General features: G+C 48.6%; 11 protein-coding genes. 4 read left to right on the top strand and 7 right to left on the bottom strand.

The annotated features are described in order from the left end of the window. Positions 1-129: 129 nt before the first annotated feature. Genes QVP94_RS15200 through QVP94_RS15190 form a run of 3 tightly spaced genes read left to right on the top strand, consistent with a single transcriptional unit; the run spans position 130 to position 2,636 of the window. On the top strand, positions 130-387 hold the full coding sequence (locus tag QVP94_RS15200; RefSeq protein WP_005861932.1) for a hypothetical protein: 258 nt from the start codon (positions 130-132) through the stop codon (positions 385-387). Next, positions 378-701: a type II toxin-antitoxin system RelE/ParE family toxin gene (locus QVP94_RS15195; protein ID WP_005861930.1), complete on the top strand. Its 324-nt coding sequence runs from the start codon at positions 378-380 to the stop codon at positions 699-701. The genes QVP94_RS15200 and QVP94_RS15195 overlap by 10 nt, the downstream gene beginning before the upstream one ends. A gap of 12 nt (positions 702-713) precedes the next feature. Continuing rightward, positions 714-2,636 carry an NAD(+) synthase gene (locus QVP94_RS15190; RefSeq protein ID WP_022192928.1) on the top strand — a complete coding sequence of 641 codons (1,923 nt, stop codon included), beginning with the start codon at positions 714-716 and terminating at the stop codon, positions 2,634-2,636. 169 nt (positions 2,637-2,805) lie between these two features. On the opposite strand, the gene QVP94_RS15185 is transcribed toward QVP94_RS15190, so the two are convergent. The 4 genes from QVP94_RS15185 to QVP94_RS15170 form a co-directional block, all read right to left on the bottom strand. Continuing rightward, a complete protein-coding gene (locus QVP94_RS15185; RefSeq protein WP_022192927.1) occupies positions 2,806-6,435 on the bottom strand; it encodes an ATP-binding protein in 3,630 nt (1,209 codons plus the stop codon). Further along, entirely contained in the window at positions 6,419-6,988 is a 570-nt protein-coding gene (locus QVP94_RS15180) for a condensin complex protein MksE (protein WP_005866029.1), read from the bottom strand. Before QVP94_RS15180 ends, QVP94_RS15185 begins: the two co-directional genes overlap by 17 nt. A gap of 64 nt (positions 6,989-7,052) precedes the next feature. Next, positions 7,053-8,240: a hypothetical protein gene (locus QVP94_RS15175; protein ID WP_005861921.1), complete on the bottom strand. Its 1,188-nt coding sequence runs from the start codon at positions 8,238-8,240 to the stop codon at positions 7,053-7,055. 154 nt (positions 8,241-8,394) lie between these two features. Then, on the bottom strand, positions 8,395-9,408 hold the full coding sequence (locus QVP94_RS15170) for a Gfo/Idh/MocA family protein (protein WP_005861919.1): 1,014 nt from the start codon (positions 9,406-9,408) through the stop codon (positions 8,395-8,397). Positions 9,409-9,574: 166 nt separating this feature from the next. Here QVP94_RS15170 and QVP94_RS15165 point away from each other — a divergent pair, with 166 nt between their 5' ends. After that, a complete protein-coding gene (locus tag QVP94_RS15165; RefSeq protein WP_005861917.1) occupies positions 9,575-10,162 on the top strand; it encodes a DUF4251 domain-containing protein in 588 nt (195 codons plus the stop codon). 83 nt (positions 10,163-10,245) lie between these two features. Here the strand turns inward: QVP94_RS15165 and gcvT are convergent, their stop codons facing one another. From gcvT to QVP94_RS15150, 3 genes are read right to left on the bottom strand one after another with little or no spacing between them, the layout of a single operon-like run. Next, a complete protein-coding gene (gcvT, locus tag QVP94_RS15160) occupies positions 10,246-11,331 on the bottom strand; it encodes a glycine cleavage system aminomethyltransferase GcvT (protein ID WP_009018524.1) in 1,086 nt (361 codons plus the stop codon). Positions 11,332-11,344: 13 nt separating this feature from the next. Beyond that, positions 11,345-12,565: a peptidase T gene (gene pepT, locus QVP94_RS15155; protein WP_005861913.1), complete on the bottom strand. Its 1,221-nt coding sequence runs from the start codon at positions 12,563-12,565 to the stop codon at positions 11,345-11,347. Positions 12,566-12,621: 56 nt separating this feature from the next. Continuing rightward, positions 12,622-14,028 (bottom strand): amidophosphoribosyltransferase, encoded by a 1,407-nt coding sequence (locus tag QVP94_RS15150; protein WP_005861911.1) that lies wholly within the window; start codon positions 14,026-14,028, stop codon positions 12,622-12,624. Positions 14,029-14,040: the final 12 nt, after the last annotated feature.

The raw sequence follows: 14,040 nt of genomic DNA, 5'->3' as shown, positions 1-14,040 counted from the left end.
AGACAGTAGTTTTTTGTTGATTGTTTTGTGTTAATAAGGAGAGGATGCTGCGAAGTATACCTCTCCTTCTTTTTTATCCCATACAAAATACATACCTTTGGGGCATAAATATATAGGAGGGAAATTGATATGACGACAATAGAGTTACAGCAATGGAGAGAAAGCTTCGTGGAGAGATACCTTAACAAGATCGATGACATGGAGATATCGGAGGAACTGGAACGGGCTGCCAAAAAGATCTTTTCCAAGAGAAGGACACCCCGCCCTTGCGTAATCCACTCGCAAGAGGAGATGATAGCAGAGGTACGGAAATCGGTAGAAGACGCCCGAGAAGGTAGAGTCACATCAAGTGAGGATCTAGATAAAGAGATAGAGACATGGTTCTGAAACAGAAAAATCCATATTGGACAGCCAAGGCCAAAGAAGATTTGAAAGAAATTACGAAGTATTATAAGAAGGAGATTTCTATCAACATGGCCCACAAGAAAGTCAAGGACCTGAAACATTACGCCGATTTGTTAGCTGACAATCCTCTTCTCGGTTTTTATGAGCAAGCTTTATCCTCGGAGCCGCAAGGCTTTCGGTCTCTTGTTCATGAACATTACAAAATCATCTATTTTATAGAAGATGATATCATCTATATCTCCGCGATCTTCGACTGTCGTCAAAACCCCGATAAATTAAGAACATCTATCAGATAAACAATAACAAATATGAATTACGGATTCGTCAAAGTAGCGGCAGCCGTACCACATGTTAAAGTGGCTGACTGCTTTTATAATATTCAACAGATCGAGGGATTGATGCGCCAAGCGTCCCAAAAAGAGGTCCAGATCATCGCCTTCCCCGAATTATCGGTTACGTCTTATACTTGCATGGATTTGTTCTCGCAAGAGACCTTACTCAGAAACGCCGAGAAAGCCTTGCTGGATTTAGTGAACAACACCGCCGATCTGGATTTACTAACGATCGTAGGTTGCCCGCTTGTCAGCGGAAGCCAACTGATAAACGCCGCCGTCGCTTTCCAACGGGGCGAGATATTGGGGGTAGTGCCCAAAAGTTACCTGCCCAGCTACAAGGAGTTCCAAGAAGAGCGTTGGTTCACGGCCTCTTCACACCTACAGCAATCCATGATCACGATCGGTAACCGGGAAGTGCCGCTGGATTGCTACCTGATCTTCGAGTACGATGAGGTACGTGTGGGTATCGAGATCTGCGAGGATCTTTGGGTTCCCATCCCTCCCAGCTCCGAGCTAGCCATGCAGGGGGCGAACTTGATATTCAATCTATCCGCCAGCAACGAGTTGATCGGTAAGCATGCTTACTTACGATCCTTGATCTGCCAGCAATCCGCACGTTGTATCGCCGGATACGTCTACGCTTCCGCCGGTTTCGGGGAATCCAGTACCGACCTCGTATTCGCGGGAAACGGTATCATAGCGGAGAACGGCACGTTGTTAAGGGAATCCGAGCGTTTCTCCATGGAGGAGCAACTCGTTATCAGCGAGATCGATATCCAGAACTTACAGAACGACCGACGGATCAACACCAGTTTCATGCAGGGTTATCTCAACCATAACATGGATAACGGCACCGTAGTCTCATTCAGCCTTCCCAACCGGACACTGGATTTGACCCGGGCAATCGACCCGCATCCCTTTACCCCTTCCGGCGATGCCTTGAAAGAACGTTGCGAGGAAATATTCCATATACAGGTAGCGGGACTCGCCAAGCGTGTCCTCCATGCCCACGCCCAAACCGCCGTCGTAGGCATCTCTGGGGGACTGGATTCCACCTTGGCCCTACTGGTCACCGTCATGACCTTCGATGCCTTGAAGATCCCACGGGATAAGATCATCGGCATCACCATGCCCGGCTTCGGAACGACGGATCGTACCTATACCAATGCCTGCGACTTGATACGCTCCCTTGGCGTGACCCTCCGGGAGATCTCCATCAAGGACGCTTGCATCCAACACTTCAAGGATATCAATCACGACATCCATGTACATGACGTGACGTACGAGAACAGCCAAGCCCGCGAGCGTACCCAACTTCTTATGGACGTAGCAAACCAAGAGAACGGCCTTGTGATCGGTACGGGAGACCTCTCGGAGCTTGCCTTGGGCTGGGCTACTTACAATGGCGACCATATGTCTATGTACGGCGTCAACGGTAGCATTCCCAAGACATTGGTTAAATATCTGGTGGAATGGGTGGCCAATAACAAGGTAGACGAGGCTTCCCGCGCCACGTTATTAGATATAGTAGACACTCCGATCAGCCCGGAATTGATTCCCGCCGACGAGCATGGGAATATCAAGCAGAAGACAGAGGATTTGGTAGGCCCGTACGAGCTGCACGATTTCTTCCTCTATCACTTCTTACGCTTCGGAGCCTCACCCGCGAAGATTTATTTCTTGGCGAAGCGGGCATTCGGGGAAACCTACGACGATGCCACCCTCAAGAAATGGCTCCATACCTTCTTCCGCCGCTTCTTCCAGCAACAGTTCAAGCGCAGTTGCCTGCCGGACGGCCCGAAAGTAGGTTCCATCAGCCTCTCCCCACGTGGAGACTGGCGAATGCCGAGCGACGCAATGGCTACGCTTTGGCTGGATGAGATCGCAGGGCTTTAACATTTTTTCAATGGTATAGTCATAGACGAGGCTCTCTTATGGGCCATAGACGAGACACCTACCCCTATAAGAGAGCCTCGTCTATGACCCATAAGAGAGCCTAATCTATGACCTATGAGAGAGCCTCGTCTCTCACCCGTATCAACCGAGGCCCTAACATAGATCGTAACTAATCGAACTGCGTAATCACCCTGCGAATCCGGGTGAAGCTATCCGTATCCTTCTCCAGTTTATAGATGTGCTTATAGGACAGGGCATCCTGCTCGGTCGGCGAACCATTGATCAAGAGAATATCCCGGTCGTTGGCAAATTTCAAGATCCCCGCCACGTTATTCGGGTGCAGCTTCCCGATCTCATCCATCATGCAATGGAGCCTGAAATCGGAGAATACCGTGGAGGCGTTCCGCTTGAACACGTTCAGCAACATGATATTCACCATGGATTTGACCAAGATATCCGTACCCTCGGAGCCTACGTTCGTAAGGCGCTCCACGAAGCCCGTATCATTCCGGTTCTCGATCACCCGGAACTTCAGGTCGAAGAAGTCCGCCAAGCGGATCAAGTTGCCGGAATAAGCGTCCATCGACTTGATCAACTCACGTAGCAACGTCGTCACCTTCTCCCGGGTAGCCGTATCGTCGGCTGAGGAAGCGAAGAGGTTCTGCCCCAAATCCCAGCTATATTCCTCGTTGAATCGCTTGATCTCCTTCAACAGATTGACGATCTTGTTCTGGCTCGGATCAATACGCATCTCGATACACTGGATGATACCCACGAAGTTCTTCTCCTTGAAGTCGGCGTTTATCTGATCCACCACGCCACGGATATTACCCTCCTGCGAGACCATGCTTTTCGTGTCCGACGTGATCTGCCGGAAGATATCCGAGTTGCGGGTATTGATACGCGACTGGTATTCCGAGACCTTATCCTCGTCGATAAACTCCTTCAAGTCGCAAGCGAAATCCATATACTCTTTATCATCCGAGAAGCTCGTCTTGAAGGCGAACACATTATCCTCGGAGAAATTGCCAGTGTAGGCGGTTATCTCCTTGCGCAGCTCGGAAAGTTTCTGGGATTGCTCGCTGACGCAGATCGTGATCTCCCGTACCAAGGAACGGCAATCGCCATCCGTATCGGTACGGTTCATGGAAGAGAAGATGGATTCCCTAGAGGTAAACCAGTCCAACAGGGTAGAGCGATGATATTCCTCCCGGTTCTCCAACGCTTTCCGGTTGGCCTCCTTCAGCTCCTTCAGCTCGGCATCTATCTTGAAGATACTCCGGTTCACGTCCGCCAGACGCTTTTTCAAATCCTCCCGTTCCCCGTGGATGATCTGCTGCAAGCGCAGGCTCTCCGTCGTCCAGTCGGATACCTTATCCAGCATCTCTCGTTTATCTTTCAGATACTCGATAATCAATGCCTTGGTCTCGTTGATATATTTAATCTCCCCACCGATATACGCCAAGCGGGAATGGATCTCCTCCAAACGTTTCGGATCGCCACCACTGGCGGTCAGGCTATCCAATTGCTCCCTGTCATATCCGGATTTGCGCTCTTCCAACTCCGCTTTCTTGCGTGCGATCTCCTCCGAGATAGCTTCCCTTGCGACGGAGAGTTCCTTATCCAAAGCAGCCAACTCATCTTTCTCTTGCTCATCCAAGGAAGCGAGTTCCCGGTCCATCTTACCTTGAAGCGTGGCGATCTCCTGCTGGATCGAGGAAAGGACGGCCTCGGCAGCGTTCAACTCCTCCTCCAAGCGCCGGATCTCCTCCTGCCTCAGACGGGTCGCCTGATCCCGTAAGGCCGACAGACGAGACTCGTCCTCTTTCTTGCGGACCGCCAGTTGCTCCAACTCATATTCCGCATGATAGATATCCTCCTTGATGGGCTTCACGGAGGATTGATATTGCTTGCGGAGATTCTCCTTTGCCGCCTCCAAATCCTGCCGCGCCGTAGCGATGAAGCGCTGGATTCCGGCACGTTTTTCCTCGGCATCCTTCTTCTCCGCCAAGTAATCCTCCTTGGTCTTGACATTCCGGTGAATCCCGGAGGTGAAGCGGATTCCATAAAAGGTATCTCCCTCGCCTACCTCCGCCGTAAACTCTTTCCCGTAAAGCAGGCGCTCGTCACACACTTGCCCGATCGTCTGCTCCCAGCCGGGTTTATGCTCGGACAGCCAATTGAAGAAGCTATCTTTCTGGTTATCCAAGAACTCCGTCAGTTCCGCTAGCTTAGCGCTCAGGGCCTCGATCTTCACCTCATTGGATTCCGCTAGCTTTTGATAATCCTCATCCAAATGCTTCCCGGCGGTCTCGAACTCTTTCGTCTGGTAGTTCAACTCGTACTTCAGCTCACGGATCTTCAGCTCCAAGTCCTTCCGGTTTGCGTCGTAATTACCGAGACGCCCTTTGACCGCCTCCAATTCCTCCGAGGTTCCCGACTGCCCCCGGGTGGTCTTGATACGCATCTTCAAGGCGGCGACCTCCGTCGTACGTTTCTCCCGATCCACCAACAAACGCTCTTTCTCCTCCGAGGCGGCATGGCGCAATTCCTCCCGTAGCCGTCGATAATACTCCCGGCGAGCCTCCCGACGAGCATTGATCTCAGTCTCTGCCGCCAGTAATTGTTTCTGTTTCTCGTTCTCGAAGCCGGCCAACTCGTTCTTCAGATTAGCGATCAAATTGGCGTGCAAGACCGAGGCTTCTTTATTCTTGGAAGAAAGCAAATCTTTCTCCACGACTAAGGATTCCTGTTCCTGCTGTAAGATCTCCAATTTGTTACAACGATCCATCGCCGTCTGGATATCTTTTCCGGCATAGAAAACCCGTTTCGCTTCCGCCTCCGACAAGGCGTTTTTCAGCACGGCCAACTCGCCTTCCATCGTGGCTGTCCGGTTCTTCGATTCAGCGTCCAGCTTATCCCTTTGCTTATAGAAATCCGATTTGACCGCCTCCTGCTCGTGTATCTTCCGGGACAACTCCGGCAAGATACGCTCCGTTTCCAGATAAGCCCCGCGCAATTGGCGGCACAGATCGTTGATCCGTAAATCCCGCTTACGGATATCGTCCGACAAGGTAGAGATCCCAGCGGCCTTCCGCGCCATGCCCGGCTCACGGAAAACACCGATATCATTCAGTTGCGCCTCAAAACCGGATAGATGGCTCCGGTAACGGCTCAAGTCGATCACGCTATCCGCCTCGTTCAAGGAGGTGATGATCGTCTGCTTGATATAATCCGCCTCCAAGCGTGAATTCAGCAAGACGTTCTGGATCGTACGGATGATATTCTGATACGAGCCGCTCTCCATCAAGGAATAACAGGAGTAATCCCGTTTATTATCCGAGTTTCCGTAGAGGATATTCCGGTATTCCTCATACGTGGAGATCGCCCCGCTATATTTGATACCGTTCTTATCGAGCACCGAGCGGATACGATCCGACGGATAAGGCGCTCCCTCCTCGTCGATAAAAAGATCCGGCCGGTACGGAGAGGCGATAAAACGGTAGCAGATACGGTTCATCGTCTTATAACTAAGTACCGTAAACCAACCATCCTCCCTCGCTACCTCGTAGATGATCGAGGAATCGGCATAAGGGAAATAATAATCCTGATACGACTTCTTCTCGACCGGGATTCCGAGCCGCTGCGTATCGGCGTTGTAAAAGAAAAGGATCGCACGGAGGATCGTACTCTTCCCCACTCCCTGCGTTCCGATTAAATGTATATTTCCATCCAGCTGTACTTCCGAGTAACGGATAGCGGCGCTGTTTATAAATACTATTTTATTGAGATATCTCATCTTCGTTCTTTATGTTAATACTATGGATCATCTTCGTGAGGTAGTCCCACGAGGAGAGCACTTTCCACGTCCCGTTCATATCGCTTACGCACTCGATAAAGCCCTCTTTCGTCATCCTGTCCAAGATGGTATCGAGGATATCCTTGCGTTTCTCCTTGCCTCCGGTATGTTTTTTCAACCCGTCCAGCTTCATCTCTAGATCCATGTCGATACGGGAACGTACCAATATCTCCGCCGGCGAGAAAGTGAAACCGGGCCCGAAGGCCGTATCGTACGTACAGAAGAAGTCCATGATATCGATCCAAGCGAAGAAACGCTGGAGCTTTTGCTCCAAGGTAGCCCGGGGCTCCTTGCGGGAGAAGTAGAAGTAATTATTCCCCTGCTCCAACACGAAATTGATATGCGAGAAATAATCACGTAAACGCTCAAAATTATCTTCTACGACCGAGAAGAGTGTCCTCAACTCCTTTACACTTGTATTCGAGCACAGAAAATTACCTTTCGACAGGTAATCATAGATCTGTGCGGTCTGTACCGGTAAATTATCTATCATCCTTATTATTATTGTTGTTCTATTTTATCCAGTTGTAGAGACGGGGCGTGCCCCGTCTCTACAACTAGGTTCTTTGAATAATGGCATATTCTATATGCTCCATATGCCCAAAACGGTCTGTTATCTCCAACTCATTCTCATAGAGGGAGAGTAAACGGCAAAATAACGTAACCTTCGCCTCGAAATCCATCTCCCGGTTATAATCATACGCCATCACGAAAGAGAACAAATCCCCTCCGGTCCGGCTAAAAACATCCATCATCTTCCGGGTATTGATAGCAGCCTCCCCCACCTCTTGATTCTCCATCTGCTCGGCGGAGATCACCCCCAGCTCCTGCCGGTGGATCACCTTGTCCGGCCGTATGCCGTCGGCCACCTTCAAGATGACATCCAGTGCCTCGTCCGTTTGCAAATAAGGAATGGAAACCTTGAATAAGGTAGGCTGCACGCCCTCCAATACCACGGAACGCTCCGCGTCTACCACCTCCCGCACGTTCGTGTTCTCCTGTAACTCAAACTGCTCCCGCAGATATTTGATACGACGCAGCTTACGGGTAAAACCCACCTGCGTACGGATCTGGTTCAAGTAATCAATGATATCCTGTTGGGAATGGATCAAGCTATGGCCGGCGCTCAATAACTCCGTCTTCAACTCACGGGCGATCGTCAACAACTCCTCGTCCGGGGCTTGGGCGAAAAAGGGAGTCCGTTCCCGATCCAGCAGCTTCTCCACTTCCACGATCAGGCGGTTGATCTCGATTCGCTTAGCGTCCAGATTCTCCAGTTTGGCGATCTTCACCTTATAGCTCGGCTCGTTCTTGAACGTATTATCGATCACCCGTTGCAAGGACACCACGTTACGTACCAAGATCTTCCCGATCTTCCGCAAATGCGCCTTGACCGATCGCAGATAACCCAGCTTACGCAAATCGTTATCCTCCTTGCCATAATAATCGATCAATTGATACACCAACTGGATATTCTCATCGATCACCGAGGTAGAAATCTCCTCATTCGCCTCCAGAAGCAGCTCATAGAAAGAGAGATAATGCTCATCCATCTCGATATAAGGGCCGTTCCTGCGGATCACCTCACGCTCGATCAGGATATTCAATTTATTCTCATCGATAATATCCAACGCATAATCATAGCGAAACGGTAATGATTTTCTTTTCTCAAATAAGACCTCCAATAGGTCCTTTCCCAGATTTAGCGTGTTCGTTATATGGGGTATTGAATTATATATGTACATCCTAAACAATTAAGGACACAAAGGTAATAAAAATACAAGTAACCCTTTTTTCTCCGTGATGAAAAAGGATTTCCATCGTAGTGAAAAAGCTTTTTCATCACGGTGGAAAAAGTTTTTCACCCCGATGGAAAAAGAGGAAAATCACGAAGAGTTATCAATCCGCCGGATAGACAATTCCCAACTGCCGGCGTACTTCATCGATAATCTCCAATGTAATCAAAGAATTATCAAGGCTATTGATTTCTGACTCCCGCTTGCCAGACAAGACAAGGTTGATAAATTCCGCTACCTCATAATAGTACTCATCCTTATCGGCGACCACGCTTAGGTCTTCCGGAACCGGTTCCGGGCCTTTTCCCATCGCCGGAGCTAAACGGGGAGAATACGTCACTTTACGGATGATATTGATCCGGTCCAAGGTCAAGTTCCCCTCCTCCCCTTGTATCTCGGTAGGCAAGGCGGAGTTGGCGATCTTAGAATAAAGCACCGTGGCGTTCATCCCCTCATACAAGAAATTCACGGCCCCTTGCCCGTCCGCTCCTGAGGACAGGACTATGCCCGAGGCATCTATCTTCTTTGGGCGACCAAACAAGACAACCATCGGATAGACCGTATAAATACCGATATCCATCATGGCCCCATTAGACAACTCCGGCTTGAAAGCGTTCAACACGATTCCTTCCTTGAACTTATCATAACGGGAGGAATACTGGCAATAGCAGGCGAAATAACGACGAACCGTACCTACACGCCCAAGATTCTCTCGCACGGCAAGAAAGTTCGGCGTAAGCGTAGGCTTCATCGCCTCCATCAACGTGACATTATATGTACGGGAAGCCTCGATCATCGCACGTACTTCTTTCGCATTGGAAGCGAAGGGTTTCTCGCAAAGAACATGCTTGCCATAGCTCATGCAAAGAATACTCTGGGAGGCATGAAGGAAGTTCGGGGAGGCAATATACACAGCGTCGATCAACGGGCTTTTCGCCATCTCCTCCAAGGAGGTAAACGTATACGGTATATTATGTTTCGAGGCGAAAGCATCCGCCGTCTCCTGAGTTCTCGAATATACAGCTACCAGTTCAAAACGCTCATCCTGCCGGGCTCCGGCAATTACCCAATCACTTATGAAATTGGTTCCGACTACACCAAAACGTACTTTATCCATATTCTATCGTATTATGTTCTTCGCTTACAAATGTACGATTTCTGTTTAACATAAATACTCCGTGGAAATGTTATTGTATCTATAAAATGGATAAGCCGCAGGAACTTTTTCGCAACGACGCTGTTTAATCTATACAATTTAAAACCGTTTTAAAACTAAATCAAGTATGAAAAGAATTGTATCTTTTATCGTCGTTCTCGCTGTCGCTATGTGCGGAATGACACAAGTAATGGCTCAAAAATCGATAACAAAGGAAGCCAAAAAAGTAGAGAGAGAAATCAAAAAACAAGAGCGTCTGGCACAAGATGCCGTAGAAGGCCAAGAAGAGTTTAACGCCGCTGTACAAGCTATCAACAACCAATCATTCGTATTGGAGGCTAACAACATACAACCGATGAACGGACAGGTATTCTACGTAAATTCAAATACGAACTTCGTATCTTTGAATGACGGACAGGCTATGGTCCAGATCGCATCCAACTCTCCGTATCCCGGTCCTAACGGATTAGGTGGTATCACCGTACAAGGTAGCGCCTCCAATATCCAGACCAAGCAGGATGACAAGGGCAATGTTTATCTGAACATGAACGTACAGGGTGTGTTTATCTCCGCTACCGTTAGCTTGATGCTTACCAACGGAACAAACAACGCAACCGTTACCGTAGACCCGAACTTCTCCGGTAGAAACTTGAGAATGACCGGTACCCTACTTCCGTACTCACAATCGAACATTTTCCAGGGAACAACATATTAATCATGTCCAACTTTTCTATAATAAGGAAGGCGGTGCTCCGTGAGGAACATCGCCTTCGAACTATTTATAGATAGCCTTATCTCTTATTTACGGAAAGGAGCCTTTACCACTTGAGCCTTCAAGTTCTTATTACGCACCTTGATAAAGATATCCGTACCCGCTTTCGCGAACTCAGGTTTCACGTATCCCATACCGATCCCCTTCTTCAATACCGGAGACATCGTACCGGAAGTAACCACGCCAATTACATTCTCTTCCGCATCGGCGATCTCATAGCCATGACGGGGAATTCCCTTTTCCTGCAACTCGAAAGCACACAACTTACGGGTTACGCCCTCTTTCTTCTGACGCTCCAATTCCGCACGATTCGTAAAGTTCTTACCCTCGGCGAACTTCGTGATCCAGCCTAAACCAGCCTCGATCGGAGAAGTCGTATCATCCAAATCATTTCCATACAAGCAGAAGCCCATCTCAAGACGAAGCGTATCGCGTGCTCCCAAACCGATCGACTTGATCCCTTCCGGCTTTCCAGCCTCGAAGATAGCGTTCCAGATCGTCATCGCATCACTCGGATAGAAATACAACTCGAAGCCACCCGCACCGGTATACCCCGTGTTAGAGATAATCACGTTCTTGCAACCGGCGAACTCACCCGTCACGAATGAATAGTAAGGAATAGAAGATAAATCAACCGGAGTAAGACGTTGAAGAACCTCCTGTGCCTTCGGTCCTTGGATAGCCAATTGAGCCGTACGGTCGGAAGAATTCTCCAATTCGGCACCTACCGTATTATGGCTTACGCACCATTCCCAATCCTTATCGATATTACCGGCGTTTACGACCAGCAAATATTTCTCCGGCTCGTAATGATATACCAAAAGGTCATCCACGATACCTCCCTTGTCATTCGGGAAGCAAGTATATTGAGCCTTACCAAGCGGCAAGACAGAAGCGTCGTTAGAAGTTACGCTTTGAATGAAAGCCAAAGCGTTCGGGCCTTTTACCCAAAACTCGCCCATGTGGGAAACATCGAACACACCTACACCATTCACTACAGTCATGTGTTCGTCGATAATTCCGGAATATTCGATAGGCATATTGAAACCTGCGAATTCGTGCATCTTCGCGCCCAAGGCGATATGCACGTCGGTAAACGGAGTTGTTTTCATGTAATTATTGCATTTAAGATTTACGAGCCGATAGCTCTATGATTTTTATAACTGTTTCCATACTCTTTTCCAACGAACGAACGGGCAAGAACTCATAACGTCCGTGAAAATTCAGGCCTCCCGCGAAAATATTCGGGCAAGGCAATCCCATAAACGACAGGCGGGCACCATCCGTACCTCCCCGGATCGGTTTCACGATCGGTTCTACCCCAACGGAGGTCATCGCCTCAAACGCCAAATCAACGATATGCTTCTGGGGCTCCACGACCTCGCGCATATTGTAATATTGATCCCGAAGCTCTAAATGCGCACATCCCGGATGCGCTTCATTCATCTTATCAACCAACGTACGAAGCAATTCTTTCTTCTCCTCGAACAACTTCCGGTCATGGTCACGGATGATGTAAGATAGAGTAGCTTCCTCAACCGAACCGGTCATACCGGTCAAATGGAAGAATCCCTCATAACCAGTCGTATGCTCCGGACGTTGCTCGGCCGGCAACCAAGAAGCAAACTCGATCGCACGCAAGGAAGCGTTTTGCATCTTATCCTTGGCGTATCCCGGATGTACGTTCAAGCCCTTGAAGATAATTTTAGCGCCGGCGGCATTGAAATTCTCATATTCCAACTCACCGATTTGTCCACCATCAATCGTATATCCCCAATCACAACCGAACTTCTCCACGTCGAAATGATCGGCACCTTGTCCGATTTCCTCATCCGGGGTAAAAGCGATACGGATCTTACCGTGCTTGATCTCCGGATGATCCTTCAAATATTGCATAGAGGCGACGATAGCGGCTACACCTCCCTTATCATCGGCACCTAATAAAGTCTTACCATTCGTTACGATAATATCCTGTCCCTTATAATCAGAAAGCTCTGGGAACATCGATTGAGATAGTACAACATTTTCTTCCGCATCCAAGACAATATCACCACCCAGATAAGTCACGATACGAGGTTGAACATTCTTACCCGACATATCCGGACTCGTATCCAAATGAGCGATAAAACCGATAGTCGGGATTTTCTCGTCCGTATTAGCCGGCAGAGTAGCCATTACATAACTATTCTCATCCAAGGAGATCTCCTCCATACCAATCGCTTCCAATTCCTTCACCAAAGCCTCGGCAAAGACACGTTGTCCCGGCGTACTAGGAGTCGTACCCGTCTCCTCGTTCGACTGGGTATCGAACGTAACGTACTTTAAAAATCTATCTAAAACTGTCATAACTCACTCTTTTTAGCCATTAAAACATTGCAGGCATAAAAGTAGGTAAAATTTTTCTAAAAACAGCTTGAACCATCAAAGCAATGCGTACAAACCTTACACTTAGGAAGGTCGATCGCCTCCACCAAGGTTTCCAGCGTATTAAACTTCAAGGAACTCAACCCGAAACGCTCGGCGATAATTCCGACCATCTTCTTATATTCCGGAGAGTCTGTCGTAGCATATTTATCCAGATTCTTATTCTCATCCCCTTCCAGTTCCTTGATAATCTGACGAGTTATCAACTCCAAAGGACTCTTGGAAGAAGTAAAACCGATAAACGGGCAACTATAAATCAATGGAGGGCAAGCGATACGCATATGTACCTCTTTCGCCCCATAATCATATAAGATCTTCACGTTATCACGAAGCTGTGTACCACGCACGATCGAGTCGTCGCAGAAAAGGATGCGTCTGCCTTCCAGCATCGCACGGTTCGGTATCAATTTCATCTTAGCCACCAAAGCACGCATCTCTTGGTTAGCCGGGGTAAAACTACGAGGCCACGTCGGTGTATACTTAGCGATAGCCCGATGATAAGGCACCCCCTTACCTTCCGCATATCCCAAGGCCATACCCACGCCGGAGTCCGGTATACCACAAGCGCAATCCACCTCCGAGTCATCCTTCTGCCCCATCTTATAGCCACTCATAAACCGGACATCTTCCACGTTCTTTCCCTCATAGCAAGAAACAGGGAATCCATAATATACCCAAAGGAAAGAGCAGATCTGCATCCCTTCATTCGGTTTACGCATCTGCTCCATACCATCGGCACGCAAACGGACGATCTCGCCCGGGCCTATAAATTTCTCGATCTCATAATCCAAGTTCGGAAGACTGCTGGACTCGCTGGTCGCCGCATAAGCCCCGTCCTTCTTCCCGATTACGATCGGCGTACGCCCCCATTTGTCACGGGCAGCGATAATACCATCCTCCGTCAGGAGCAACATAGAGCAAGAGCCCTTTATCTTATTGTAAACATTCTCAATACCCTCCACGAAGTCCTTGCCTTGTGTAATCAGCAAAGCGACTAACTCCGTCTGATTCGTTTTTCCTGAACTCAATTCCGAAAAATGCATATTCGCCTTCAATAACTCATCCTCCAATTCGTCCAAGTTATTGATCTTCGCCACCGTCACGATCGCGAATTTTCCTAAGTGAGAGTTGATAACGATAGGCTGCGCATCCGTATCGCTGATAATACCGATCCCGGCTTTTCCTTTGAATTTAGGAAGCCCCGGTTCAAACTTGGTGCGGAAATAAGAATTCTCCAGATTGTGGATCGAACGCGTAAACCCTTCTTCCTTATCGTACGTAGCCATACCGCCTCTGCGGGTTCCTAGATGAGAATTGTAGTCTGTACCATAGAATAAATCCGTAATACAGGCTCCTTTAGAAATAGTTCCGAAAAAACCACCCATTGTTTTTTATGT

Origin of the sequence: Parabacteroides sp. CAG:2 (assembly GCF_000436315.1) — a bacterium.
GTDB lineage: Bacteria > Bacteroidota > Bacteroidia > Bacteroidales > Tannerellaceae > Parabacteroides > Parabacteroides distasonis.
This window is presented reverse-complemented; position numbering and strand designations above follow the sequence as displayed.

What these genes read in the sequence shown, in the direction of transcription:
- QVP94_RS15180 (WP_005866029.1), bottom strand. Translation starts at nt 6,988, where the DNA reads ATGATAGATAATTTACCGGTACAGACCGCACAGATCTATGATTACCTG.
- QVP94_RS15165 (WP_005861917.1), top strand. Translation starts at nt 9,575, where the DNA reads ATGAAAAGAATTGTATCTTTTATCGTCGTTCTCGCTGTCGCTATGTGC.
- pepT (WP_005861913.1), bottom strand. Translation starts at nt 12,565, where the DNA reads ATGACAGTTTTAGATAGATTTTTAAAGTACGTTACGTTCGATACCCAG.
- gcvT (WP_009018524.1), bottom strand. Translation starts at nt 11,331, where the DNA reads ATGAAAACAACTCCGTTTACCGACGTGCATATCGCCTTGGGCGCGAAG.
- QVP94_RS15190 (WP_022192928.1), top strand. Translation starts at nt 714, where the DNA reads ATGAATTACGGATTCGTCAAAGTAGCGGCAGCCGTACCACATGTTAAA.
- QVP94_RS15200 (WP_005861932.1), top strand. Translation starts at nt 130, where the DNA reads ATGACGACAATAGAGTTACAGCAATGGAGAGAAAGCTTCGTGGAGAGA.
- QVP94_RS15150 (WP_005861911.1), bottom strand. Translation starts at nt 14,028, where the DNA reads ATGGGTGGTTTTTTCGGAACTATTTCTAAAGGAGCCTGTATTACGGAT.
- QVP94_RS15175 (WP_005861921.1), bottom strand. Translation starts at nt 8,240, where the DNA reads ATGTACATATATAATTCAATACCCCATATAACGAACACGCTAAATCTG.
- QVP94_RS15185 (WP_022192927.1), bottom strand. Translation starts at nt 6,435, where the DNA reads ATGAGATATCTCAATAAAATAGTATTTATAAACAGCGCCGCTATCCGT.
- QVP94_RS15170 (WP_005861919.1), bottom strand. Translation starts at nt 9,408, where the DNA reads ATGGATAAAGTACGTTTTGGTGTAGTCGGAACCAATTTCATAAGTGAT.
- QVP94_RS15195 (WP_005861930.1), top strand. Translation starts at nt 378, where the DNA reads ATGGTTCTGAAACAGAAAAATCCATATTGGACAGCCAAGGCCAAAGAA.